Below are 25,110 nucleotides of genomic sequence, written 5' to 3' on the forward strand. Positions count from 1 at the left end.
ATGCCCCCAAGAACATACGCTGAAATAATGTTCGAGGAGGGGACGACCACTGGTCAAGGTTTAACCCTCGAAGGTAAGAACCGTGCAAAGGAAGCTTACCAAAAAGCGCACGATGTACGTAAGTTTGAAATAGATCTTTACTGGAAAAGAGCCCTTTATTTTTGGGCATTTGAAGGTGCCTTTCTGACTGCATACGGCATTATCCTAGCTAAGGGTACGGACGTTGATGGCCAGTTCTATTATTTAGCAGTCCTTAGCCTCTTTGCTCTTTGCTTTACATATTTATGGAGTCTTGCCTTAAAAGGAAGCAAGCAATGGCAGGAAAACTGGGAGTTGCATATTGATTTTTTGGAAGAATGCTTCTCTGGGAATTTATACAAAACCGTCCTATACAGAAAGGAAAAGAAAGGTAATTTTTATTCTGTAAGCCGTATTAACGAACGAATAACCTATTTGTTCATGCTCATTTGGTCTACGACATTTGTTGGTTCTCTTCTAAAAGAACTTGTCCCACATGAAGAGTGGGTGTGGGGTATGGTCCTTTTGCTAGCACCCGTTTATCTGGTCGCGACTCTGCTTTGGATCTGGGATCCATATTCATTGAGGACCAATCTAACCGGCTGGATACAGCCTTTATCCGATGACATCGAATGCATTTACAGAGAAGCAAATGCGAATACCGTGATAGCGCCCGTGGAAACAAGCAGTGAGTAATTACAACAACTTTCAAAAAGCAACTCAGCCTATCTCAGTTTATTATGCCGATTAACAATGAACGCCCTCAGGGTGAATTGCTCGTTTATCAAGGCAAGGGGCTGGCTAAACCGCTTCAGGTGAGGCTTGAGGGCGAAACCGTATGGCTCTCTCAAAAGCAGTTGTCGGAATTGTATGGGGTGTCCGTCCCTACGATTAATCACCACATCACCAATATTTTCGAGGAAGAAGAACTGTCTCCTGAGGCAACTATTAGAAAGTATCTAATAGTTCAAACCGAGGGAGGGCGAAATGTTAAGCGGCTGATTGACCACTACAATTTGGACATGATCATTGCCATTGGCTTTCGGGTCCGCTCCAAGCTGGGCAGCCAGTTCCGAAGGTGGGCGACAGATCGGTTGAACGAATATCTCGTCAAAGGGTTTACGCTGGATGATGAACGTCTCAAGGGCGTATCTGGGGGCGTTGACTATTTTGAAGAGCTGTTGGCGCGGATACGGGAGATTCGAGCCAGCGAGGCCCGTGTTTACCTGATGGTTCGCAACATCTTTTCCTTGGCGAACGACTACCGGGAGGGCGAAAAGGAAACCCAGCTCTTCTTCGCAACGATGCAGAACAAGATGCACTATGCCGCCACTGGGCTGACTGCGGCAGAAATCGTCAAGAACCGAGCTAATGCGGAACTGCGCGATATGGGGCTGACCAATTACAAAGGCTCGCGGGTGCTGAAAAGGGATGTCGAGACGGCCAAGAACTACCTCGACGAAAAAGAGATCGACACCCTCAACCGTATCACGGTGATGTTCCTGGATCAGGCGGAATTCCGTGCCCAGCGTCGGCAGAATATTTTTATGGAAGACTGGCAGGGTTTCCTCGACAAGTTCCTGGGTGATGTGGATCTCCCCGTCCTTGAGGGAGCGGGAAGCGTGCGCCACAAGGACGCAGTTGCCCACGCAAAAACGGAATACGACAAGTTTGCCGAGAAGCGGCGTCTTGAGGAGCAGCTGGAGGCGGACAAGGCCTACATTGAGGACTTGAGGGCTTCTGCCAAGGTTTTGGAGCGGGAACGGAAGGCGGGGCGTGATGGGAAGTAAAGAGCAAAAAATTCTGAAAAAAAGAAATGCTGACAACGTTCAGCAGTATACAATTGGTGACCTAATTAAATTGGGTATTATTGAGAAACCAATGGATGGAAATCATGGAGGAATTCATCCTAAGGGTGATGATTTCGTTTCTAGTGGCGTACCATTCGTTGCAGCTTCAGACATAAACAATGGAAGCCTCTCCTTTCGAACCTGCAAATACATAAAACAAAGTCAAGCAAGTCAGTTGCGAAAGGGATTTGCTGAAGAAGGAGATGTTCTATTAACACACAAGGCTACGATTGGGAGAACTGCAATTGTTCCCAAACATAAATATCCCTTAATCGTGCTAACCCCTCAAGTGACTTACTATCGGGTTAAAGATCAGTCTAAGCTGTCGAACAAATTTCTCAAGTACTACTTCGATTCGGCGGAGTTCCAGTCTATTCTTGGAAACTGGGCAGGCGGAGGTTCAACTCGTGCTTATTTAAGCATAACGAATCAGCATGGCTTACCTGTAACTCTCCCCCCTCTTGAAACCCAGAAAGCCATTGCCCACATCCTCGGCACGCTGGACGACAAGATAGAGCTGAACCGGCGCATGAATGAGACGCTGGAGGCCATGGCGCAGGCGCTGTTCAAGAGTTGGTTCGTGGACTTCGACCCGGTCAAGGCGAAGATGGAAGGCAGGCAGCCCGAAGGCATGGATGCGGAAACAGCGGCCCTCTTCCCCGACAAGCTGGTGGAGTCCGAGCTTGGCCTGATTCCTGAGGGATGGCAGGTCGGTAGTCTTAAAAAAGTTGCAACGCTTGAGACTACAACGGTTAAGCCCTTCAACGAACCGGGCAGGACCTGGGAGCACTACAGTATCCCCGCATTTGATACTGACAAATTGCCGCTAAATGAGACAGGTGGCGAGATAAAAAGCAATAAATATGCAGTTCCACCTAATTGTGTTTTAGCATCCAAGCTCAACCCTCAATTCCCAAGAGTTTGGCTTCCTAAAGTGCAAAGAACAGAGTCGGCAATTTGCTCAACGGAATTTATGCCTTTTGTCCCAAAGGAGTCCTCTGATCGGCCATTTTTATATGAGTTGTTTCGGTCTTCAAGGATGCAAGAGGTGATAATCAACAAAGCAACCGGCTCAACGGGAAGTAGGCAACGAGTTAAGCCCAAAGAAATTGCAGTTCTTCCTATTGTTGTCCCAACTCGTTCGGTCTTAGAGGCCTTCAATCTTTTAGCTCTACCTTTGCAAGACAAAGAGGCTTTAGCTATTGAGTCCTCTGGGCATTTAGGCAAAGTCCGCGATACGTTACTCCCTAAATTGATGTCCGGTGAACTTGAGGTTTAATAATGAGCTGGAAGGATAAATATCACCTTGCACGTAATCTAGACGCTGTACTTTTTACGATAGCTGAAAAGTGCTCTCTGGAAGGGAATCAGGAAATCGCAGAAGTTATCAGGAAAGCTAGGGTTGATTACACAGAGCCTTATTTCGACGATTTCGCAGGTGGGCACTTGTATAGTTTCAAGTTCAATATCCCGCAGTCTGTGTATCGTACAATTTACGACAGGCAGGAAGAGGTAGAAAAGTACCTTTCTGAAGCCTTGAGCAAGTTTTCTCGTAATGATCGAGAATACGTGGAAAATTTGTCTATCCTTGCTTACGAAGAGTACCAGCAACCTGTAGCCTCTAAAAGCAGAACAAAACCGATACCAGCCGTTGCAAAAAGCAGAATCTGGAAAGAAGGAAAATACCGCGTCTTTTTGAGCCACAAAGTTCAATACAAAGTTCAAACAGCCAAGCTTAAGGCCGAGCTGGCAGCGTACGGGATAGATTGCTTTGTGGCCCATGAGGATATCCATCCAACGAAAGAATGGCAGGAAGAAATCGAAAATGCGCTCTTTTCCATGGATGCGTTCATAGCTTTGATGACGGATAACTTTTCCGACAGTGCGTGGACAGATCAAGAGGTTGGAGTGGCTTATGGACTTCAAGTTCCCATGATCGCGATAGATTTGGGAAAGACACCATATGGCTTCATAGGAAAATTCCAGGCTCTTCGTTGCTCATGGGAAGAAGCGCCCAAAAAGATTGTACCGTTACTGATAAATGAAGAAAAAGTGTTGGATGCCTATATTGGCGTTGTTGAAAAATGTTCATCATTTAATGAAGGCAACACCCTCGCACAATTACTTCCTCATATTGAACAATTATCACTGGCCCAGGCAAACCGGCTGATTGAAGCTTTTAACGCCAACAGTCAAGTCAGCGGGAGTCACGGTTTTCAGGGAGAGCATCCAGATGTATACGGTCCAGGACTTCAGAAAACTCTAGAGCGTATAACCGGTGATAAATATATCAAAACTTACAGTAAGATAGAAAAAGCCAGTTCTTAAGCTCAAAAGGGAATAGCGCTATGCCCGATATCAACGAAGACGCTCTCGAAAAGCTCGCCATCAGTTGGTTTGAAGAGGAAGGCTACACCAGCGTTCACGGCCCCGACTTAAACCCCGAGGTGGACGGGAGCGGAGCGAGAGCTCGGCTGGATGACGTGTTGTTGCTGAAGCCCTTGCGTGCGGCAATAGAGCGGATCAATCCCCAACTCCCGGCGGGCACGGTCGACGAGGTGCTCCACCTTGTCCAGAAGCTGTCCCACCCGATCACGGTCAAGGCGAACCAGGCATTCCATCGGCTGTTGCGCGAGGGCGTGGAGGTCAGCTACAAGCGGGACGGGGAGAATATCGAAGACAGGGCGTTCCTCATCGATTTTCACGACGTGGACGCCAACACGTTCTGGATTGTGGATCAGCTCACGATTCGGGGGAGCAAGGGCAATCGTCGTCCCGACCTGATCGTGTATATCAACGGCCTGCCGCTGGCCGTCATCGAATTAAAATCCATCGTTAAAGAGAACGTAGGCGTGGACGAGGCCTTTCATCAGCTCCAGACCTACAAGCACGAATTAGTGGACCTTGCCATGTTCAACGAGGCGCTGGTGGCCTCGGACGGTATCCAGGCCCGCGTGGGCTCCCTGACCGCCAATCGTGAATGGTTCCTGCCGTGGCGAGCGGTGAAGTCGGAAGAGGACCGCCCGTCCTTCGAGTATGAACTCAAGGGCATTGTGAAAGGCTTCTTCGACCGGACGCTGCTCCTGGAATACATCCGCGATTTCGTCCTGTTCGAGGCCGACGACTCCAGCACGATAAAGAAGATCGCCAGTTATCATCAGTTCCACGGCGTACGCCAGGCCGTGGCCGCAGCCGTGAAAGCGGCCTCCGAACATGCACCGAACGAATTGAAAGGACGCGGCGGCGTCATCTGGCACACGCAGGGTTCCGGCAAATCCATCTCCATGTGCTGCCTCGCCGGAAAGCTCATCCGCCATCCCGATCTGGCCAATCCGACCCTCGTTGTCATTACGGACCGAAACGACTTGGACGGACAGCTCTACGAGACGTTCTGCAAGGCAGGAGACCTGCTGGCAGACAGTCCAATACAAGCGGACGACCGGAGCGAACTCCGCCAAATTCTCAATGAGAAACAGTCCGGTGGCATCGTGTTCACCACCATCCAGAAATTTTCCCTCGACAAGGACGAGACCAAATTCCCGGTCCTGTCCGACCGACGAAACATCATCGTCATAGCCGACGAATGCCACCGTTCCCAGTACGGGTTCAAGGGCAAGCTGGATGAAAAGCGAAACGCCTTCGTTGCCGGGTATGCCCAGCACATGCGCGACGCCCTGCCTAACGCCACGTTCACCGGCTTCACCGGCACGCCCATAGCCGAAGAGGACAAGAACACCCAGGCGGTATTTGGCGAATACGTCAGCATCTACGACATCGAGCAGGCCCAGCTTGATGGCGCGACCGTCCCTATCTTCTACGAAAGCCGTCTGGCCAAGCTGGATCTCAATCAGGATGAGTTGCCGCTGATCGACGAAAAAGTAGACGAGGTAACGGAGGATGAAGAGACTTCTCAGGCCGAAAAAACCAAGGGCAAGTGGGCTGCCCTGGCCAAGCTTGTCGGCGCGGAACCGCGTATCCGGCAGGTAGCAGAAGATCTGGTCGACCACTTTGAAGCCCGCCTGGAGGTCGTGGACGGCAAGGCCATGATTGTCTGCATGAGCCGTGATATCTGCGTTGAGATGTTCAATGCGCTCGTGAAATTGCGTCCGCAGTGGGCAGGAAACCAATTGGCTGACGGCACCTATGATCCCTCGGACGGGGCAATCAGGATCATCATGACGGCCAGTGCATCCGATCGGCGAGAGTTACAGAACCACCACTACAGCAAGACCCAGAAGAAGGCGCTGGAGAAACGGTTCAAGGACCTGGATGACCCGTTGAAGATCGTCATCGTCCGCGATATGTGGCTGACCGGCTTCGACGCGCCGTGCGCACACACCATGTACATCGACAAGCCTATGAAGGGGCACAACCTCATGCAGGCCATCGCCCGCGTGAACCGCGTGTTCAAGGGCAAGCAAGGCGGTCTGGTTGTCGACTACATCGGCATTGCCAGCGAGCTGAAAAACGCGCTGCACACCTACACCCGAAGCGGAGGGCGTGGAGGTCAGCCGACTATTGACGTGTACGAGGCCTTCTATGTGCTGAAAGAGAAGCTCCAGACGGCACGCGACATCTTCCACAAGTTCGATTACTCAGCCTACAAGACCAAGGCTGTCGAGTTGCTACCCCCTGCTGCGGACTTTGTCGTCGCCACCGAGGAGCGCAAGAAAGAGTTTTTTGATGTCGTGGTAGCCATGACCCGCGCCCAGTCCCTTTGCGGTACCCTGGACGAAGCTGTGGCTATACGGGATGAGATCACCTTCTTTCAGGCCGTGAAGATCTTCATTGACAAAACGACAGCCACCAAGGGCAAACAAACACGGCAGGAGAAGGACGCGATCCTGAATCAGCTCCTCGCTCGCGCCGTGGTCCCCGAAGGCGTGGACGACATCTTCGCCCTGGCAGGCCTCGACAAGCCGGATATCTCCATTTTGTCCGAAGAATTCCTCGACGACGTCCGCAATATGGAGCACCGCAACCTGGCCGTCGAATTGCTCGAAAAATTGCTCAGGGGCGAAATCAGCGCCCGTTCACGCCGCAATACGACGCAGGAGCGCAAGTTCTCCGAGCGGCTCAAGGAATCCCTGCTCAAATACCGCAACCGCGCCATCGAGACCGCCCAAGTCATCGAAGAACTCATACAGATGGCTAAGGACTTGAACGAAGCCCTCAAGCGCGGCGACAAGCTCGGCCTCAATCCCCGCGAGCTGGCCTTCTATGACGCCCTGGAAGAAAACGAATCCGCCGTAAGGGAGTTAGGCGACGATGTCCTCAAGAAGATAGCCAAGGAGCTGACCGAAAAGCTGCGGAAGAACGTGACCGTTGATTGGCAGCACAAGGATTCCGTCCGGGCGAAGATGCGGAACCTAGTTCGCCGGATTCTGAAGAAGTACAAGTATCCGCCGGATGCTCAGAAAGAGGCAGTAGCTGAGGTACTGCGACAGGCCGAGAGTCTGGCGGATGACTGGAGTGAGGCGGCGTAGAGGCTAGGCATGGCTGACATGAAGTGCCCCTGACAGCTCTTATTGATGGAATCTATAATCTAGATTTTGAACGTTCACTTATACGTTGTGATTTATTCTGGGATACTAAGGTTTCTTCTCTGTATTTTCCTGAAGTTAAATTCTACCGAAAGAGTTTGGCTTATGCTGCAATAGCATGAAGCCTCCCCCATTTGTGAGCTGCTCAAAGTGAGCAAGGGAGAGGCTTCATGAAGAGCAATTCAAGCCTATGTCATACGAAATTGGACTGTAAGTATTACATTGTCTGGATACCGAAGTACCGACGAAAGGTATTGTTTGGGAAACTGAGAAATTATTTGGGAGATGTGTTCCATAAGCTGGTAGCACAGCGTGAGAGAAAAATACTGGAAGGGCATTTGTGCGTTGATCACGTACATATGTATATCGCGATTCCTCCCAAATATTCCGTGTCGAAAGTTGTGGAGTACATAAAAGGCAAGAGTGCGATCCACATAGCGCGAGAAGCAGAGGGTCGGGCAAAAGTGTTTGCCGGGCAGAGCTTTTGGGCACATGGATACTATGTCACGACAGTCGGCCGCGATGAGAAAGTGATAAGGGAGTACATCCGCAGGCAGGAGCATGAAACAAAGCGGATGGAGCAATTGAAATTCCGCCTTTAGGCGGTGCTTAAAGTCGCTTTGAGTTGCTCACAAGTTCAAGACCCGGCTTTGCCGGAGGGGCATGACTTTTCTCCGTGAAAACGTCTTCAATTTGATCCCGAAGCAAAAATTTTTTTCCAGTACGGACTCCAACATCTTCTCGAATTCAAACTCAGGACAGCAAGGACTAGCACGCATGATAACCTCATTCCCATCAGTGGCTACGCTATATCCTTTTTGAGTAAAGAGCTTGGTAACCTTAGGGTAAGTTGACAGTATATTGACTTCGTTCAAATCTTCAGGAAGTTCGTGTACATCATGTAGATACTGATCCAACAACTGCCAATAGTCATCGATGGCCTCGATGTACGAATCCATGGAGACTTCATCAGTCAATAACAAAGCGTCATAAACGTAATCCTTCGAGAACTCATGGATGGTAGTAAGAGTGTCGGCAAACTCCTGAGTAAAAAGAATGGAGCATAGCTTGCTTCTGTACTCGGTGCATGCGTCATGCTTATATTGGTGAATAAAAGAGGAAGAAGCTTGCGATCCTAGCAGTGAAATGGATCGTATCAAATCTTCGAAAGTCTCGGAGTCAATATCTTCCAGTAATGATTTGATATGTTTAATAGCCTCAGTGGCACGAGCATATCTTTGAGGCTCCTCTGCCATTGCCTTCCGCCGCAACTAGCTCATATGAAAAAAGTCTTTCGACAGAATATCATCATACAAATCGATGGATGAGGTCGAGTTCTCAGACATAAATGGTTCTCCCCAAAAGGCTTGCGAGGCGTCCTGTCTCCCTAAAAACTAGTGCTATCCTAGTTCAAAACGGCCAAAAAAGAAAAAGGCCTTGCGAAGAATTCTTCGTAAGGCCTTGATTCCTATGGTGCTCGGGGACAGAATTGAACTGCCGACACGGGGATTTTCAGTCCCCTAATTTATGTTTCACTCGGCTTAACTTTTTATCCCCCAAAATGGACTATAGCCCTTGTCATACGTTGATTTGTCCATTATATGAATTTCACGTTCCATCACCTAGCACAACCTTGTCTCACCTCCAAAATGGGGGACAAATGGGGGACAAAAGGTGGCAGACATGAAAGAGAAATGGAAAAGCACTTCGTTCAAGGGCGTGAGATACCGGCTTCACCCCACCCGCAAGAATGGCGTTCAGCGAGATCGGTATTTCTCCATCAGATTCTACGTTGACGGCAAGCGCATCGAGGAGGGGTTAGGTTGGGCTTCCGACCCAAAAGAGAAGTGGTCGGCAGAAAAAGCATCCCGTGTCCGTGCTGGACTCCTGGCCGCCGCCAAAAGGGGGGAAGGCCCCCGCACGATGAATGAACAGCGGGAGAAGGCCGAGGTAAAGCGCCTCGAAGAAAAGAAGGTTGCCGAGGCCGAAGCACGGCGCAACGTCACATTCAAGTCTTTCGCCGAGGACCAGTATTTCCCTGTCGCTCTGCCCACCTGGAAGTCGGAAACGGGCCGCAAGCATGAAGAGCATTGCAAGACCTGGCTCTACCCGCATATGGGCGACGTATCATTGCGCGAGATCACGATTAGCCACGCCAACAGGGTCAAGTCCGCCATGCTCAAGGCTGGACGCGCACCGAGGACCATGCAAGCGGTTTTCCGCACTTTCAGCATGATATGGACCTCGGCCCGTGATGCCGGGATCGTGGAGGGCAAATGTCCCACCACCCTCAAGTCCTTCAAGCTGCCGAAGATCGACAACGAAAAACAACGATATCTATCCCCGGAAGAGGCCGAGCGTTTGCTGGCCTGTGTACGCGCAAAGAATGAACAGGCGGCGGACATGGCTCTGGTTTCATTAGAAAGCGGCTTCCGTTTCGGGGAGATCGCCGCACTAACTTGGGGGGCGGTTGACCTTGAAGCCCGAACCCTTCTCGCCATGAACACCAAAGGCGGGAAAGATCGAGTTGTCCCCATGACCGAGCGGTTGCATGAACTCCTGTCAGGCATGGAACAGAGCGGCGACGGCGAACTTGTGTTCCCAACCGGCCTTGGCACCAAACACGCGCAAGTCCCCACCGCCTTTGTCCGGGGCGTGGCCGACTCCAAGTTGAATGAAGGCGTGACCGATCCGAAGATGAAAGTCAGCTTTCACGTTTTGCGGCATTCCTACGCCAGCCGTCTTGTCAAACAGGGGGCGGGCCTTCTCCATGTCCAACGGCTCTTGGGCCACAGTACGCCGGTCCTGACCACCAGATATTCCAAGCTGGCGAGCGAAGACCTGACCAACGCGGTCAAGGCCATGGAGCGGGGCGAGAAAGCCGACGCCGCCGAGAAGAGAGGCCGGGGTAAAGTCGTTAACATCAAACGCGCAGGAGGTGAGTGATGGATTCAAAACACGCACGTGCACAACTTTTCCAGCTTCTCTATGACAAAAACAAGACCGGCATTGCCAAGTTTCTTAGAAGACACAGCAACTCTTTGCCTCCAGAAAGTTTTACCGACATTGCCCTATTTTTTGAGGGTGGGTTGCGCCGTAAAGGAGGGCGAAAGGCTGCCGATGGTGTTAACAAATTGGTGCTTGCTCAAGAGTACGGGAAAAACCTAGCTCTAGTCGGGACAGTGTTCCGCAATGACACAGAGGCAAAACGTGCCGCCGCAGAAACATTAGGGATGGAACACAAAGAGGCTCGCGCCCTTTCTGGCTATATGAAGGATGATCCAAAATTTCAAAGTTGGGTAAACCAAGAGAGGCAATTGACCAGCGCATGGCTGGCAACCTTGAAAAAGATTGAATCCAAGGGCCCGGAGATCACCCGTGAAGAAATCGAGAGTTATTTGGCTGATTATGTACGGAAGGCCGTAGCGATCGACCCGGACGGCTATTGTGTCCCCTCTGTCCAAATGTCCGATGGGGAATGTGTTTCAGTATCTCGCAAGACTCTCGGCCTCTGACCTGATTCAATGAATAAATTCATTCGCAATTTATTCATAAATACAATCACAATTTCAGTGTGTTAACAGTCACTCTATAGCCCGTAATCAAACGGATGAAGGAGTGATTATGCATCCCGATCAGATTCAAGAATTGGAGCGGACCCTTCCGCCGATCATTGCCAGAACCGCAGTCCACCAACTCACCGGGGGGCTGATTTCCACCGGACGTTTAGCGAACCTGGATAGCCTCGGCCAAGGCCCGAAACGAATCCGGGTTGGTCGCAAGGTCGCCTATTTGCGTTCCGACTTCACGGCATGGCTTGCCAGCCGCACGTCCGAGGCGGCGTAGATGCCCGCTCCTGATCCCTACATTGTCGCCGTTGGCGCAAAGCTGTACCAGCTCCTTTGGGACGGCCATTCAATGGCTCAGGCCGTGAGTATGGCCCAGGAGTTTGCCAAAGCTACAGGGCCAGAAATCCCTTTTGAAGACCTGCTCAACATCGCCCAAGCGCAGATGGAAATTGTAGCAGCCGAGCGCGTCAGCACCGTCAGCAATCAGCCCAATTCGTCAGCGCCGTCAGCATCGTCAGCAGCATCAGCGCACGTCATCTCCGCGTCAGCAGATCGTCAGCACTTCGTCAGCACTTCGTCAGCAGATATCAGCGCTTTCGTGGATGAGTTTATCGCGCAATCTACTGGAACATTTACAACTTCCGAGTTGTGCCAGTGGTGCGGGTTGACTGATCGATTACAGCGCAACGCCGTCAGCTCTAAACTCTTAAGAGAAAGACAAAAGAACAAGATAGAGCGCGTTGGGTCGCGCTCTGGCAACTGGCGACGGGTCGAGAGCGAATGTGAAGCCATCAACTTCATGGCCGATGAGGAAGACCCCGTTGATATCCGGCTGCCCTTCGGACTCCATCTCATGGTGGAGTTGATGCCGGGTAACATCGCCATTGTTGCCGGTGAGCCAAACGCGGGAAAGACCGCCTTTTTGCTGAACGCCGTCCGCATGAATCAAGATCGTATGGAAGTTCATTACTTCAACAGCGAAATGGGCGCGCAAGAACTGAAAAAGCGCCTCAGCAAATTCGATTGCCCCATGTCTGAGTGGAGATTCAACGCATGGGAGCGCACCGACAATTTCCACGACGCAATCAGGCCCGGAAAGGGAAAGCTGAACATCATCGACTTCCTGGAAGTCTCTGAGGACTTCTTCAAGGTTGGCGGGATGCTCAAGGCCATCCACGACAAACTGGACGGAGCCTTGGCTATTGTTGCCCTGCAAAAGAACCGGGGTACGGACCTCGGCCTTGGTGGTGGTCGCAGCCTGGAGAAACCCCGCCTCTACCTGGCCCTTGAGCCGAACAAGCTCAAAATCGTGAAAGCCAAGAACTGGAAGACAGACCGCAACCCCAACGGCCTTGAAAGACGCTTCAAGACTGTCAACGGCTGCGATTTGCGCCCGCAAGGAGAGTGGCAACGCAACAGTGCTGAAGATGCCGCCTAGGGGCTTTTCACGGCACCGTAAACAGCCAAGGAACACAGTGATGACAACAAAATCTACCGACACCCCCACCCCCCGGAAAAAACGGTTGCGCTTGACTTCGATTGAGAGCGTCCGCGCATACCTCGCTGGATGTCTGACTCGGCTTGAAAATGGCGAATTGGACGAAAATCAGACCAAGGCCCGCGCATACGTCGCACAGACGCTTGTGCGGATCATGGAAGGCAGCGACTTGGAAAAACGAATTGCGGCGCTTGAGGCCGCGCAGGAGGGACGATGAAGATGAAAACACGCCTGGATAAGTTGGAACGTGTCCAGGAGGACAAGCAACCCCCGGCACCCTCTATCGTGGGTTTTGCAACGGCAGACGGATTTTCCGTCAACGGTCAGGTGTTCGCCAGCGTAGAGGATGCCCAGGGCGCATATCCGGGTCACACAGGCCCGATCGTGGTGGTCAACGTCGTGGACGGCAGCCGCCCCGCCCCGGAGGTTCCCGATGAAGCCGCGTAACATCCATGCCCGCCTTGAACGTCTTGAGGCCCAGGCCGTGCCGCAAGACATGCCCCGTTTTTGGATCACCCCCTCATGGTGCGAGCTGACCTACGCCGAGGGTCGCCCTGGCGAAGTATTCCACCGAAAGGCAGACGAAACCCAAGAGGCATTCATGGCCCGCGTGGAGGCTTCGACCGATTGCCCCTGCCTTCACGGGTTTAAGCGCCTGACCAATGGCGAGTGGGAGCGGATTGCCCAAGAATACCACGCAAACAACGCAACGCATATCAACAGCTAATAGACTGAAATAAAGGAGAAATTCTATGTTCACACGAGAAGTCAACGGATCGGCTGCCCGCGTCGTCGGGCCGACAATGAACGGGACTGTGCAACTCCCTGACCTGCTTGCATATGAGCAGGACGGCACCGTCAACGCTACCCAAAGCGGCATGGAAATCGGCCCTCTCGGAAGCCTCTTCGCTTCCATCCTGGCCGGGGTGCCCTCCGACGTGGGCCAGACCGCCGAGGACCGCGCACGCCGCCACCAGAAACAGTTTGCCAACCTGACTGATACCGATTCCAGGTATGAGCGCGATGCTTGGCGCGGGATCTACGACGCAATCGCCGCCACCAGCGCCGAAGTGATGACACCGGCCTTTACGAACGCGGGCAGGACTGTCCGTGACCGCGACTTGATTCCGGAGCGGGCAATGGCGCGTGGAGTTGAAACCATTGTCACCGCCCTGGACGGCTTGAGCGAGAAGTTGCGAATCCTGTTCCTGGCTGGACCTGGTAGGCGTTTTGAGGGTGTCCAGAATGTGCTCGTCAACGCCGTGGCCCTGCCGGTGGCCGAGAATTATGAGGCGCTGCGTCGTGAAATGCGAGCGGCCGAGGTCCGTGCCCTGTTCCGCGAGAAAAAGACCAAGGGCGAACAGGCGGCGTTCCTCAACGCCCTGAGCCTCAGCGAATCGTATGAGGGCTTGGCCGCACTTGCCGATGACCCTATGGGCCGCCCTCTCGCCCCGGAGTTTGAGCGAAGCACCCGCACCGCCCTGGCTCATAAGATTGACCCTGCCCTGAAATTCTGGCTCGACACTGAGCCCGGATTGCTTATCGGGATTGCCGGGCGCATTGACACACTCGTCGAGTTGATCTTTCAGACGGCGTGCCACTCGGTTTTGCAACGTCGTGGGAATCAATCCATCAAGTTCAACCGGCCCGACTGCGGACGCATCGCACGGGCCTACACTGAAAGTCTTGTGGAGGATTTCGACTTGGCGGCATAGTCCACCGCCCGCGCTTCTCCTCCGTGGCATGGGGCCGGTCCTGCTAACGCTAGGCTGGCCCTTTCTTTTGGGTGGCGGTTTTTTATTCAAATGGGGGACAGATGGGGGACCACGGAGGGAGGAAAAGAAAAAAGGCTCACAGATGGTTCTGTAAGCCTTTGATTTCTATGGTGCTCGGGGACAGAATTGAACTGCCGACACGGGGATTTTCAGTCCCCTGCTCTACCGACTGAGCTACCCGAGCAACCGGTCGAGAAGTGGGATTTACCGAAATGGGACGGGGTTGGCAAGTCCTTTTTTCAGTATATTTCAGCTCTCTTCTTCCGGGTCCGCCCCCATTTCAAGAATGCTGGCCGCGTAGGCGCGGCGCAGGGCTTCCATGTATTCGACGTCAACCGGGCCTTTCCAGGTGGTTATCTCGGTATATCGCTTGGGAATTTTCGCCTCGTCAGGGCGGTAGCCCATCTGTAGCCGCAGACGCCAGCGCATTCGCTGGACCCGCTTGCCGATGTCGTCCAGGGAGCCGTTCAGCTCGCCGTAGCCGACCGATGTCAGGGCTTCGGCCAGGAGGTCCTCCTTGTATACGCCTCGCGAGAACATGCAGCCGACCATGCAGTTGAGCACGATCCGCTCCCGGCCGTCCTTGAGCAGGAACCCCAGGGCCTTGTCCACGTCCTTCTCGTCGTGCTTCTGGTCGTAGGCGTAGCCGCCAGCGTCCAGGTGGGAGTGGCGGAAGCCCAGCCCCTCGGCCACGAAGAAAACCTCGCCCGTGGCGTAGCCCGCCATCTCCTGTCCCAGGACGCAGGCAAAGTCCTCGCCGCCGTATACCCGGGCGCATTTCATGGTCCCCTGGGCCAACAGCCGGTAGAAGTCGTTCTCAGGCCGGCCGAGATGCTCCACGGCCCGCATGTATGTTTCGGAGTCGCCCCACTTGAGCGGCTCCAGCGTCTCCTTTTCGGTGATGACGCCCTTTTCCAGCGCTTCGGTGGCCCAGGCCAGGGCCACACCCGCCGACATGCAGTCCAGCCCCTCCTTTTCGATGACGTCCAGGATGCGCAGGACCTCGGAGGCGTCGGTCACTTCGAGCATACCGCCGCAGGAGAATATGGGCTCGTAGTCATAGCCCACCTGGCGGTAGAGATACTGGTTGTTGGTCTGGAACTGTTCGCGCACGAAGCCCACATGGATGCAGCCGACAGGGCAGCCCGCACAGGCCGCGTTGCGCAACAGGGTGTCGTCGGCAAAGGTCTCGCCCGAGATCTTGACAGCGTCCGGGCTCGAAGTCTGTTGCAGGTTCTTCCACGGCAGGGATTGGAGCGCGTTGAGCGGGTTGATGTTCACCGCCGTGCCCAGGCCGTGGTATTTGGCCATCATCTCCGTGGTGGTCAGTTGCTCGTAGATGTGCTTGTAGAGCTTGGGGTACGCCTTGCCTTCGGGCAGAGCGAAGCCCCGGTCGCCGAGGATGCAGATGGCCTTCAGGTTCTTGACGCCCATGGCCGTGCCGCCGCCCATGCGTCCGAAGTGGCGGAAGGTGTCCACGTTGATGCAGGCGTACGCGGAGAGGTTTTCTCCTGCCGGGCCGATGCGCATGATGGAGCGGCGGCCCGAGCCGGGAAATATCTTGCGCAGCACGCGGCCGGTCTGGAGGGCGTCGAAGCCCCGCAGATACTCCACGTCGCGGGTTTCCACCCGGCGCGACCCCACGCACAGGGCGGTCAGCCGTTCGGCCTTGCCCACTATCACCAGGGCGTCCAGGTCCGCGAAGCGCAGGGACAGGGCGGATTTCCCGCCCGCGTAGCTTTCGGTGTACTGGTTGTGGTAGGGCGAGCGGAAGGCGCAGCAGGTCTTGCTCATGAGCGGGAAATAGCCGGTCAGCGGGCCGATGGCGAAGATCAGGGGCTGCTCGGGGTCGTCCCAGTCGCGGTCGACGAAGCCGTATTTTTGGAAGAGCCGGGCGGCCAGGCCGGAGCCTCCGAGGAACTCGTCCCGGCCGGGGATGTTCTCGATGTTGGTCCTGCCCGTGGTGAGGTTGACCACCATGACGCGGAAGAAGTCCCTAATCATCGCTTTCTTCCTCCTTCGCCGACGCGCGCGGCAGCTCGACCATTTCGAGGCAGTCGTGGGGGCAGTAGGCCACGCACTGGCCGCAGTGGATGCAGACGTACGGGTTGACCTGGTGGTCCAGGAAGATGGCGTCGACAGGGCACGCTTCGGCGCATTGGCCGCAACGGATGCACAGGTCTTTTTTCTGGATCACGCCGCCGTCCCTGCGCTGGGAAAGGGAGCCGGTCGGACAGGCCGCCGCGCAGGGGGCGGGGCGGCAGGCCAGGCAGACGCGCGCTTCGAAGCCCGTGGTCAGCCCGCCCGAGGACGAAATGCGGATGCCCGCCTTGTTCCAGGAAAGAACCTTGTGGACCTGTCTCGCACAGGCCAGCGAACAGGAATGGCAGCCGATGCATCGTTCCATGCGGGCTGCTCTGAGAGCTTTCATCGTCATGCCTCCGGGCGGGGAAAGTCGGGTTGGAATCACTCCGTGGTTTGCAGAATATCCTGTTTGAGCGCCCACAGAATATGATTTTCGATTCGGCCGGAATCCAAGTGGGGCGCCGCCTCTGAAACCTTGCGTATCAGGGTTGCGGTGTCAACCGGCTTGCGGGCGAAAAAGGCCAGCCTGCGGATCGTTTCGAGGTCGATGGCGGTCTTCAGTCCGGCGTAGAGGTTGGGAAAATCACGGTTTCTGTAAAATGCTTCGCCCGTTCGCCCGATGACCAGCTTCACGCCGTCCTCCAGGGTGCGCGTGGGGTAGCCTGCGAAAAGCTCGCCGTATTCGGGGGCCAGGGGATGCGCCAGATCGCGCAGCGGCGCGGCTTCGACGGGTTCAGCCCACAGGCCGTCCCACAGGGCCGCGTATTGGGCGATGACGACCGGCCAGTCGAACAGGCGGCGCACCCGTTCGCGTCCGGCCATTCCCAGGGAACGCCTGAGTTCCGGGTCGCGGATGAGCCGATTCAGCGCGTCGGCCAGGGCCGGAACGTCCACCGCCGTGGCTTGGGCCAGGGCCAGATGGTAATGGTTGTCGAAATTCAGCGGGGCGGACAGGTCCACGTCGGGCGTGCGTCTCGGCCCCATGGTCGGGACGAGCAGGCCGGTCACGCCGTCCTCGACGATGTCCCGGTAGCCGTCGTAGTCGGAGGCCGCCACGGGCAGTCCGAAGGCACCGGCCTCCGCCAGGGTGATGCCGAAGGTCTCCTGCGGATTGTCCGCGATGGACACGAAAATGTCGGCCTTGCGGAACAGCTCGCGCTTGCGTGCTTCCCCGGGCCGGAGCACCACGCTTGTCGGAATGCCCGCGTTGGCGGCCAGGTTGGTCAGGGTGTCCAGGACATGGGTTTCCCGTTCGGCCCATCCCGCCAGAATCAGCTCCACGGATTGCGGGTCCAGACCGTCACTCACCAGTCGGTGCAGGGCGCGCACCAGCGGCACCAGGTCCATTTTGGAGTGGTGGGAGATGCGCCCGAAGACCAGGATGCGCACCGGGCCTTCCTCCGGCTTGTTGCCGGGGGAACAGGCGTCGGCGTCCACGGCCAGCGGGATGCGGGCAAGGGCCGGACCCGGGTGCGTGGTCTCGTCGATGCCGAACCCCTCGCGCAGTTGGCGGAAGTAGCCCTCCACGACCCGTTTGCCCGCCTCGGAAGTGCAGACGATGGCGTCACGGCGGGTGGCGCCGGGCCACAGGTGTTGCAGGAACGCCTTGGGATAGCCCGCGTAGCTCAGGGAGTGGATGGGGCCGGTGATCGGGAATATCCGTTCGCTCAGCCGGTTGCGCATACGCGCCAGGTACGGCTGGCTGGTGATGCAGTCCGACAGGTGAAAACAGTGGTAATGCGCGTTTGCCAGTCTGCCGGGCAGTTCGTCGCGGAGCATGAGGCGCACGCGCGCGTCCTGCACCAGGCCGGGCGCGGTCGCTTCCAGGTGCTTCTTCAGCGGGGCCAGGGCGCGGTCGCCGGGTAGGAAGAAATGGTACTCGTCGTAAGGGTCGGCTCGGAGCAGCGCGTCCAGAAAGGCCGTATTGGCCACGGTTCGGCCCAGGATCGGGCCGCCCTCGAAAAAGGGGTCGAGCGTTCCCCAGATGCGTTTTGTTCCTGTCATGTCTAGGTCAAAACCGTTCCCGGTGGGTTTGTCAATGGCCGGTCGCATCCGTCGGCGGGCAGACTTTGCCGTCCCGATTGCGGACTTTGTCATCACATACGAAAATTTAAGCTGTTATATCGTGCGGTTGTATTGTCTACGGAAGACCTTTTCCTTTTCGACACATGGCATGGCCCCGTTTTTGCTCAAACTTTTTTGCGGCGGAAGAGTCCGCCAAAGTTTTGACGTCGCAAAGGAGCGTGACGCAGATATGCCTAGACAGTCGATGAAACGCGGCAGGCGGCCTGAACTCATGTGGGGCCTCGGGCTTCCCGAATCGGTCGTCCGACAGATCGAGGAGGGGGTGGGACCCGGCTTTCATGTGCGCAACTTCGCGGATGGGGCCTATCCCGTGACCCGTGAGCTGGAGCAGGAGGAAAAGCCTTCCGCCGCCTGGATTCCCTGGTCTGTCTGGTCGGGCTTTCCCGAGGCCCGCAGGCAGGAATATCGCGATCAGGACGAGACCCAGCGTATCCTTATCCGCGACAACGGGGCGGACCTCGAAATGGACAAGGTCCTGGCCGAAGGGTTTCTCACCGTGGTGGATCTGCCCCTGACGCGGCCCAAGGTTCAGGACGTCATGTTCCGCGCCCGGGAGGTCAAAAGCCTCTATTCCGACATCTACCGGATGACCGAGGAAATCCTGCTCGAGCGTGAGCTTCTGGCCCGGAAGACCGATCAGCTCATGTTTCTCAACAAGCTCATGACCTCGGCCACCGAAAGCCTCGACGCGGGCACCATCCTGGCCAACGCCAAGGAGTCCCTCGGCCTGATCCTGCCTGTGAAGATGCTCAACGCCGCCTTCTGGAGCACCGGCGCGAACGAGGGCGCGGATGTGGAAATATTTCTCAACGGGAAGATGCCTCCGGCCGTGGAGTCCGCCTGGATCGAACAGATAATGGCTTCCGTCGGCTCCATGGGGGCGGGCGCGGTCAACGGCTTCCAGGTCTCTCTCGTGGACCCGGCCCGCAGGCAGGAGTTCTCGCTGGCCCCCGATCAGGGCAGGCTCGTGACCATGCCGCTCGCCGCCGGGCAGCAGACCTTCGGCTGCCTCGCCCTGCTTTGCGAGTCCGGATACAGGCTCGGCAAGGATCAGGTCGAGACCCTGCGGTCGGCCGTCAACCATATCGGGCTCGCCCTGCGCAACGCGCTGGCCTTCAAGGAGGTCAAGCTCAAGGCGGACCGCGACGGCCTGACGCGGCTCTACAATCGCCGTTCCTTCGACGAGCGTCTGGTCTACGAGATCAAGCGCCGCTCGCGTTATCATCACGATCTTTCTCTGCTCATGGTCGATCTCGATCATTTCAAGGTGGTCAACGACACCTACGGCCACAAGGCGGGTGACATGGTCCTGCGCAAGGTCGGTGAAATCCTGTCCACCGAGTTCCGCACGACCGACCTCGCGGCCCGTTACGGCGGCGAGGAGTTTGTGGTTCTTCTTCCCCATACCAGCGAGGAGTGCGCCTGGAAGCTCGCCGAGCGCGTGCGCTCCGCCATCGAGAGCTGTTCCTTCTGTTTCGAGGGCAGGGGCTTCGCCGTCACCGCCTCCATCGGCGTCGCCTCCGTGGAGGGCGCTTCCCTTTCCTCCACGGACGACGATCTCGTTCTCAAGGCCGACAAGGCTCTGTACCAGGCGAAGAACAACGGCCGGAACATGGTCGTCGTCTCTGGGCACAAACAGCCGACCGCCCGCAACGCCGTGCAGTAGGGCGGCCTGAAAACGCCATGACGGCCCCGTCCGGAGTTTCTCCGGGCGGGGCTTTTTCATTGTCTTCGGCGGAGCGGGAAAAGCATGGCGCGGCCGCATTTCCCGTCCCCCTGTCAAGTTGATTATTTATACCTCTCAAGCGCTTTTCCCATACATTCGTCGACATTTCGGGGGCGGTGGAAAAACCGGGCCTATACTCCTCCCAAACACTTCAACAGGAGGATTTATCGTTATGGGAGGAACCGTAAGTTTGATCGGAAGCATTTTCGGAGGGCTGAGCAGCATAATGGCAGCCGATGCCTCCGACAATTCGGATTCGTTGGAAGAGGAGCGCCGGGCCCGGGAGAACGAGCAGAAACAACAGGAAGCCGACGAACGCCGCCGGGACCGGGAAAAGGTTCTGGAAGCGCGGCAGTTGGAATCCCGGCGCGAGGCCGAAAGCTCGCTCACCCTCGGTTCGGCGTCGCTCAAGGGCGATCCCGAAGTATCCGCCAAGACCCTGAAGACCAAGCTGGGGGAGTAGCATGGACAGAACAGAATTGGCCCGCTCCCTGCTGAAACGCTTCTCCGGTTTGGAGGAGGCCCGCCGTCCGTGGGCGGGGGCGTGGCAGGAGCTGTCGGAATACATGCTGCCCCGCAAGAACAGCTTTGTCGCGTCCGGTTCGGGCGCGGCGTGGCAGGGACGCGCGGGGGACGAGCGCATCTTCGACTCCACGCCCATGCACGCCCTTGAGCTGCTGGCCTCGTCACTGGGCGGGCTGCTGACCAACCCTTCGCTGCCCTGGTTCGACATCTCGGTGAAGGACCGGGCAGCGGGCGACGCGGACGAGGTCCGCGCTTTCATGCAGGAGTCCCGCGAACGGATGGTGGCGTTGTTCAACAGCGAGGATACCGGGTTCCAGGCGCACGTGCATGAGCTTTATCTGGACGTCGCCCTGCTCGGCACGGCGGTCATGTACGTCGAGGCGGACCCCACCACCGTGGTCCGCTTCTCGTCCAGGCCGCTGGGCGAGGTCTTCGTGGCCGAGTCCGCGCGCGGTCAGGTGGACACCGTGTACCGCCGCTACGAGCTCACGGCCCGCCAGGCGGTCCAGGAGTGGGGCGCGGCCTGCTCGGACGAGACGTTGCGCAAGGGCGAGGACAGGCCCGAGGAGCCCGTGGAAATCCTGCACGCGGTCTTTCCCCGGATGGATCGCGATCCGGGGGGATTCGGCTCGGCGCATTTCCCTTACGCCAGCGTGTACCTGGAGGTGAAGAGCAGCCATGTGCTTGAGGAGAGCGGCTATCTGGAGATGCCGTACATGGTCCCGCGCTGGGCCAAGGCCGCCGGCGAAACCTACGGCCGGGGGCCGGGGCAGACGGCGTTGTCCGACACCCGGGTCCTCAACGCCATGGCCCGGACCGCGCTCATGGCCGCGGAAAAGATGTCCGATCCGCCGCTGATGGTCCCGGACGACGGTTTCCTCGGCCCGGTTCGTTCCGGTCCGGGCGGGCTGTCCTACTATCGGGCCGGGTCAACGGACCGCATCGAGGCCCTGCCTGTGAATGTGGATTTACGGGCCGCCGAGGAGATGATGAACGGCCGCAGGGAGTCGATCCGCCGCATATTCCTGTCGGATCAGATCGCGCCGGAAGGCCCGGCGGTCACGGCCACCGAAGCGGTCATCCGCCAGGCGGAGAAGATGCGCGTGCTCGGCCCTGTGCTGGGCAGGTTGCAGACCGAGCTTCTCAGCCCGCTGATTCGGCGGGTCTTTCGCATCATGCTGCGCGCCGGGGCGTTGCCGTCCTTCCCCGAGGGGCTGTCCGCGGATGATCTCGAAGTCCGCTACACATCGCCCGTGACCCGCGCCCAAAAACAGTACGAGGCCCAGGGACTTTCCCAGGTCATGGAATACCTTTCGCCGCTGGTGGGCGGGCAGGACGCCTTCGGGATCATGGACAACTTCGACACGGACCGGGTGGCCCGGCATGTCGCCGAGCTGTTCAACACTCCTTCCGACTACCTCAAGTCCGAGGAGCGTGTGGCCGAGGGGCGGGCGCAGAAGACGCAGGCCGCGAGTTCGGCGCAGATCACGGCCACCGTGGCCGACGCGGCGGCCATCGCCAAGACGCTGTCCGAGATCCGCATGGACAATCCCAGCGTGCTGTCCGGCCTGTGGTCCCTGCTCATGGGCTCAACCGGCGTCGCTGCCCCGCCTTCGGCCGCCCCCGGCCCCGGGGCCGGTTCCGACGCGCAGGAGGCTCCCCATGCCTGAGGCCAGCCCGCTTGAACTGCATCGGGCCTACATGCGGCTTTTCGATTCCGCCGACGGGCGCGTGGTCATGGCCGATCTGGAGCGGCGGGGCTGCTTCATGCGGTCCACGTATTCCACGGACCGGGGGCGGACCGAATTCAACGAAGGCCGCAGGTCCCTGGTCCTGCACATGAAACACATGCTTGAACCCGACAACTTCATCGAGAAGGAGAACAACCGATGATCGAAAAGAACGTGAAGAAATGGCAGATGACGCTGCCCGAGGAATGGACCGTCCGCCAGATGGGCGAGGACGGCGTCGAGGCCGATATCCCCCTGCGCGACCATCCGGCGCTCGCCAAGTACGCCACCAAGGACGAGGCCGTGAAGGCCCTGGTCCATGCCCAGCGGATGCTCGGCAAGACGCCGGAAGGATACGTGCGCGTGCCCGGAGAAGGGGACACTCCCGAGGACCTGGCCGCCTTTTACGGGGCGCTGGGCAGGCCCGACAAGCCGGACGGCTACGAGTTCCCGGACATGGAGCTGCCGGACGGTTTCCAACTGCGCGAGGACATGCTCGGCGGCTTGCGCGAAAAGGCCTTCGAGCTGGGGCTGACCCCCAAGCAGGTGGCCGGGCTGTACCAGTGGTTCCTGCCCCTGGTCCTGGACACCCATCATTCCATGGAGGCCGAGGCGGCCAAGCTGCGCGAATCCGAGTTGCAGTCCCTGCGCAGCGTGCACCGGGGCGACACCCCGTCCCTGCTCGATTCGGCACTGCGCGCGGCCGAGGCCGTGGGCGGCGAGGAGCTGCTCGCCGCTCTGGACGCCACCGGCGCAGGCAACCGCGCGGCGGTCATCAGCGCCTTCGCCAAGATCGCGCCCCTGGTCCTGGAAAGCGGCCTGCGCGGCTCGGCTCGCGGCTGGGGCGAGGACCTGAGCATCGAGCGGCTGCGCGAGATGATGCGGGACCCGCGCTACAAGGACCCGACCAAGCGTGACGCCTCCTTCGTCAAGAAGGTGAACCAGGGCTTCGAGCTGCTTTATCCCGGTGATTACGTGCCGGGAAGCAGGGTCTAGAATCCGGCCTTTTTCAACCGGAGAAAACAACGGGCCGGAGGCATACAGCCTCCGGCCCGAAAAATTTCCGAACCCGGTGGGGGAAAAACGGGCCGATTACGCCTCGTCTGCCGCCGCTTCCAGGTCGTTCAACAAAGCGTCGAGGTCCAGGCCGTAGCGTTCGGCCGCTTCGGCCACGGTATCGAACAGGGCCCGGCAGAGCAGGCACTCGCCCGCCTGTTCGTCGCGGGAGTGGAAGACCGCGTCCGTGGCGGGATGATGCTGGACCACGTCCAGAAGGGTCATGTCCGGGGAGATGCGGCGCGTCACGGGAGTTCCTCCATGGCCCGCCTGAGGGCGTCCGGGATATGGGGGACCAGTTCCCCGATTTGGGAGGCCGGGGTGGGCCGGGCCGCTTCGCCCGCGTACCGGTTGGCCTGAGCCGCCACCTGCGCGGCCTTGGGCGTGGGCAGGCCGTATTCCATCAGGGCGCAGGCCATGCCCGTGACCGTGTCGCCCGTGCCGCCCATGGCTTCCATGGCTTCGACGGACGGGCCGGTGATTTCCGCCAGGACGCCGGTGCGGTCCGCGATCCGGTCCGTTCCTCCCTTGACCAGCAGGCAGGCCGCCGCGTTTTCGTGGCTGTACGCGCGTTCGATCAGCTCGGGCGCGCGATTCTCGTCCTGGAGGATGAATCCGCGCGTGTAGAAGGGGTGCGGAGCCGTCTCGTCCGCGAGAAAGGCAAGCTCACCGGCGTCGGGCGTGAACAGGGCGTACTCGCCCGCAAAGCCGCTCATCTTGGCTGCGTACATGAATCCGGCGTCGGCCACGAGGGCGGGCGGCCCGGCCATGGCCTGGGCGGCCATGAGCACCTTGTTGTGCCAGTCCACATCGGGTTGCAGATAATGGAAGGCGAGCGTGGAGCAGGCGCGCGACGGCAGGACCTCGGTCAGATGGCGGTATAGTTCCCGGCTGCCCCGGCCGAGCCCTTCGTCCCCCACCAGCATGGCGTGGGGCGGTTCCGTGCCGAGAAAGGCGCAGGCCGAAGCCGCTGCGGCCAGCAGCGCGGGCGTGCCCCGGTCGGGCGGCAGGGCGCGTCCTCCCACGGAGAGCGCGCCGTTGGCCAGGAGTGCGGGCGCGTCAAGCACGGGGACGGCCGGATCGGGCACTGTGCCGACTATGATGAGCATAAGCGCAGCATCTCCGCGTGGGCCAGCTCCAGGGCGTAGCCGCACAGGGTGTGGCCGATTTCCCTGGGAGCCGGGGCTTCGTCGAGGGTTAGGCCGATGAGCCGGGCCGCGATGTACGGCACGTCCGGGCAGCCGCCGCCGGACACGTTGACGATGGTCCGGGTGGATTTCTCGACAGTCAGTTTCATGTTGGCGGCGCGGACCATGAGGTAATCGCCGAAATCCTTGACCTGGTACAGGTCCACCGGGGCGAGCAGAGGCCCGGTCACGGGCACGGTCTCCAGCGGCACGGTTCCGGCTTCGGCCAGGGTGCGCAGGATGTCGAGCTTCTCCATGAGCGGGAATTCCACCACCAGGTCGCACCCTTTCTGAATCTCGGGCGGCGGCCCCATGACGCGGATTTCCCGGCCCGACTCCTTGAGCAGCTTTTCGGCCCGGATGACCTCGCTGGTGTGCTCGAAAACGAGCAGGCCCCGGTCCGCGCGCGATTTGGGGCGCGGGCCGGAACCCTTTTTTCTGAACAGATCGGCCAGGGCCAAAT

Annotated in this window: 25 protein-coding genes and 2 tRNA genes; 18 read left to right on the plus strand and 9 right to left on the minus strand. The window is 57.8% G+C overall.

Annotated features, from left to right (window positions below):
- The 6 genes from PSN43_RS01035 to tnpA all read left to right on the plus strand — a co-directional run bounded on the left by PSN43_RS01035 (position 1) and on the right by tnpA (position 8,013).
- The gene (locus tag PSN43_RS01035) at positions 1-714 is read left to right on the plus strand and encodes a RipA family octameric membrane protein (protein ID WP_442874858.1); all 714 of its coding nucleotides are present in this window, start codon (positions 1-3) and stop codon (positions 712-714) included.
- A 44-nt stretch (positions 715-758) separates the two neighbouring features.
- On the plus strand, positions 759-1,808 hold the full coding sequence (gene rhuM, locus PSN43_RS01040; RefSeq protein WP_272698856.1) for a RhuM family protein: 1,050 nt from the start codon (positions 759-761) through the stop codon (positions 1,806-1,808).
- Complete coding sequence (locus PSN43_RS01045; protein WP_272698857.1) at positions 1,798-3,147, plus strand: restriction endonuclease subunit S; 1,350 nt, start codon at positions 1,798-1,800, stop codon at positions 3,145-3,147. The genes rhuM and PSN43_RS01045 overlap by 11 nt, the downstream gene beginning before the upstream one ends.
- A gap of 2 nt (positions 3,148-3,149) precedes the next feature.
- Entirely contained in the window at positions 3,150-4,196 is a 1,047-nt protein-coding gene (locus PSN43_RS01050) for a toll/interleukin-1 receptor domain-containing protein (RefSeq protein ID WP_272698858.1), read from the plus strand.
- 20 nt (positions 4,197-4,216) lie between these two features.
- Complete coding sequence (locus tag PSN43_RS01055) at positions 4,217-7,354, plus strand: type I restriction endonuclease subunit R (protein ID WP_272698859.1); 3,138 nt, start codon at positions 4,217-4,219, stop codon at positions 7,352-7,354.
- 227 nt (positions 7,355-7,581) lie between these two features.
- Positions 7,582-8,013 (plus strand): IS200/IS605 family transposase, encoded by a 432-nt coding sequence (tnpA, locus tag PSN43_RS01060; protein ID WP_272698860.1) that lies wholly within the window; start codon positions 7,582-7,584, stop codon positions 8,011-8,013.
- 27 nt (positions 8,014-8,040) lie between these two features.
- Here the strand turns inward: tnpA and PSN43_RS01065 are convergent, their stop codons facing one another.
- On the minus strand, positions 8,041-8,667 hold the full coding sequence (locus PSN43_RS01065) for a hypothetical protein (protein WP_272698861.1): 627 nt from the start codon (positions 8,665-8,667) through the stop codon (positions 8,041-8,043).
- Positions 8,668-8,882: 215 nt separating this feature from the next.
- Positions 8,883-8,958 (minus strand) — tRNA-Phe (locus PSN43_RS01070).
- A gap of 376 nt (positions 8,959-9,334) precedes the next feature.
- On the opposite strand from PSN43_RS01070, the gene PSN43_RS01075 reads away from it, so the two are divergent.
- The 7 genes from PSN43_RS01075 (at position 9,335) to PSN43_RS01105 (ending at position 14,193) form a co-directional block, all read left to right on the plus strand.
- A complete protein-coding gene (locus PSN43_RS01075) occupies positions 9,335-10,357 on the plus strand; it encodes a tyrosine-type recombinase/integrase (protein WP_272698862.1) in 1,023 nt (340 codons plus the stop codon).
- The gene (locus PSN43_RS01080; protein ID WP_272698863.1) at positions 10,357-10,926 is read left to right on the plus strand and encodes a hypothetical protein; all 570 of its coding nucleotides are present in this window, start codon (positions 10,357-10,359) and stop codon (positions 10,924-10,926) included. The genes PSN43_RS01075 and PSN43_RS01080 overlap by 1 nt, the downstream gene beginning before the upstream one ends.
- Positions 10,927-11,035: 109 nt before the next feature.
- Complete coding sequence (locus tag PSN43_RS01085) at positions 11,036-11,257, plus strand: helix-turn-helix transcriptional regulator (RefSeq protein ID WP_272698864.1); 222 nt, start codon at positions 11,036-11,038, stop codon at positions 11,255-11,257.
- On the plus strand, positions 11,258-12,418 hold the full coding sequence (locus PSN43_RS01090) for a DnaB-like helicase C-terminal domain-containing protein (protein ID WP_272698865.1): 1,161 nt from the start codon (positions 11,258-11,260) through the stop codon (positions 12,416-12,418). It begins immediately after the preceding gene.
- A gap of 273 nt (positions 12,419-12,691) precedes the next feature.
- A complete protein-coding gene (locus PSN43_RS01095) occupies positions 12,692-12,925 on the plus strand; it encodes a hypothetical protein (protein ID WP_272698866.1) in 234 nt (77 codons plus the stop codon).
- Positions 12,912-13,205 (plus strand): hypothetical protein, encoded by a 294-nt coding sequence (locus PSN43_RS01100; RefSeq protein WP_272698867.1) that lies wholly within the window; start codon positions 12,912-12,914, stop codon positions 13,203-13,205. Before PSN43_RS01095 ends, PSN43_RS01100 begins: the two co-directional genes overlap by 14 nt.
- A gap of 25 nt (positions 13,206-13,230) precedes the next feature.
- Complete coding sequence (locus PSN43_RS01105; protein WP_272698868.1) at positions 13,231-14,193, plus strand: hypothetical protein; 963 nt, start codon at positions 13,231-13,233, stop codon at positions 14,191-14,193.
- Positions 14,194-14,361: 168 nt separating this feature from the next.
- Here PSN43_RS01105 and PSN43_RS01110 read toward each other — a convergent pair.
- The 4 genes from PSN43_RS01110 to PSN43_RS01125 form a co-directional block, all read right to left on the minus strand.
- Positions 14,362-14,437, minus strand: a tRNA-Phe gene (locus tag PSN43_RS01110).
- Positions 14,438-14,502: 65 nt separating this feature from the next.
- The gene (locus PSN43_RS01115; RefSeq protein ID WP_272698869.1) at positions 14,503-16,257 is read right to left on the minus strand and encodes an aldehyde ferredoxin oxidoreductase N-terminal domain-containing protein; all 1,755 of its coding nucleotides are present in this window, start codon (positions 16,255-16,257) and stop codon (positions 14,503-14,505) included.
- Positions 16,250-16,684: a 4Fe-4S binding protein gene (locus tag PSN43_RS01120; protein ID WP_272698870.1), complete on the minus strand. Its 435-nt coding sequence runs from the start codon at positions 16,682-16,684 to the stop codon at positions 16,250-16,252. Before PSN43_RS01120 ends, PSN43_RS01115 begins: the two co-directional genes overlap by 8 nt.
- Positions 16,685-16,719: 35 nt before the next feature.
- Positions 16,720-18,342, minus strand: coding sequence for a glycosyltransferase family 4 protein (locus PSN43_RS01125; protein WP_272698871.1), 1,623 nt, complete (start codon positions 18,340-18,342; stop codon positions 16,720-16,722).
- Between the two features lie 250 nt (positions 18,343-18,592).
- Between PSN43_RS01125 and PSN43_RS01130 the strand changes: the two genes are divergently transcribed.
- The 5 genes from PSN43_RS01130 (at position 18,593) to PSN43_RS01150 (ending at position 23,400) form a co-directional block, all read left to right on the plus strand.
- Positions 18,593-20,089 carry a sensor domain-containing diguanylate cyclase gene (locus PSN43_RS01130; RefSeq protein WP_272698872.1) on the plus strand — a complete coding sequence of 499 codons (1,497 nt, stop codon included), beginning with the start codon at positions 18,593-18,595 and terminating at the stop codon, positions 20,087-20,089.
- Positions 20,090-20,375: 286 nt separating this feature from the next.
- The gene (locus PSN43_RS01135) at positions 20,376-20,612 is read left to right on the plus strand and encodes a hypothetical protein (protein ID WP_272698873.1); all 237 of its coding nucleotides are present in this window, start codon (positions 20,376-20,378) and stop codon (positions 20,610-20,612) included.
- A gap of 1 nt (position 20,613) precedes the next feature.
- Positions 20,614-22,344, plus strand: a complete 1,731-nt coding sequence (locus tag PSN43_RS01140; protein WP_272698874.1) for a portal protein — start codon at positions 20,614-20,616, stop codon at positions 22,342-22,344.
- On the plus strand, positions 22,337-22,567 hold the full coding sequence (locus PSN43_RS01145) for a Bbp19 family protein (protein ID WP_272698875.1): 231 nt from the start codon (positions 22,337-22,339) through the stop codon (positions 22,565-22,567). Before PSN43_RS01140 ends, PSN43_RS01145 begins: the two co-directional genes overlap by 8 nt.
- Positions 22,564-23,400 (plus strand): hypothetical protein, encoded by an 837-nt coding sequence (locus tag PSN43_RS01150; protein WP_272698876.1) that lies wholly within the window; start codon positions 22,564-22,566, stop codon positions 23,398-23,400. Before PSN43_RS01145 ends, PSN43_RS01150 begins: the two co-directional genes overlap by 4 nt.
- Positions 23,401-23,496: 96 nt before the next feature.
- On the opposite strand, the gene PSN43_RS01155 is transcribed toward PSN43_RS01150, so the two are convergent.
- From PSN43_RS01155 to PSN43_RS01165, 3 genes are read right to left on the minus strand one after another with little or no spacing between them, the layout of a single operon-like run.
- The gene (locus tag PSN43_RS01155) at positions 23,497-23,709 is read right to left on the minus strand and encodes a hypothetical protein (protein ID WP_272698877.1); all 213 of its coding nucleotides are present in this window, start codon (positions 23,707-23,709) and stop codon (positions 23,497-23,499) included.
- The gene (locus PSN43_RS01160) at positions 23,706-24,569 is read right to left on the minus strand and encodes an NAD(P)H-hydrate dehydratase (protein WP_272698878.1); all 864 of its coding nucleotides are present in this window, start codon (positions 24,567-24,569) and stop codon (positions 23,706-23,708) included. Before PSN43_RS01160 ends, PSN43_RS01155 begins: the two co-directional genes overlap by 4 nt.
- Positions 24,557-25,108: a DUF3343 domain-containing protein gene (locus PSN43_RS01165; protein ID WP_272698879.1), complete on the minus strand. Its 552-nt coding sequence runs from the start codon at positions 25,106-25,108 to the stop codon at positions 24,557-24,559. Before PSN43_RS01165 ends, PSN43_RS01160 begins: the two co-directional genes overlap by 13 nt.
- Positions 25,109-25,110: the final 2 nt, after the last annotated feature.

The sequence above is a fragment of the Desulfovibrio sp. Fe33 genome, assembly GCF_028532725.1.
GTDB lineage: Bacteria > Desulfobacterota > Desulfovibrionia > Desulfovibrionales > Desulfovibrionaceae > Pseudodesulfovibrio.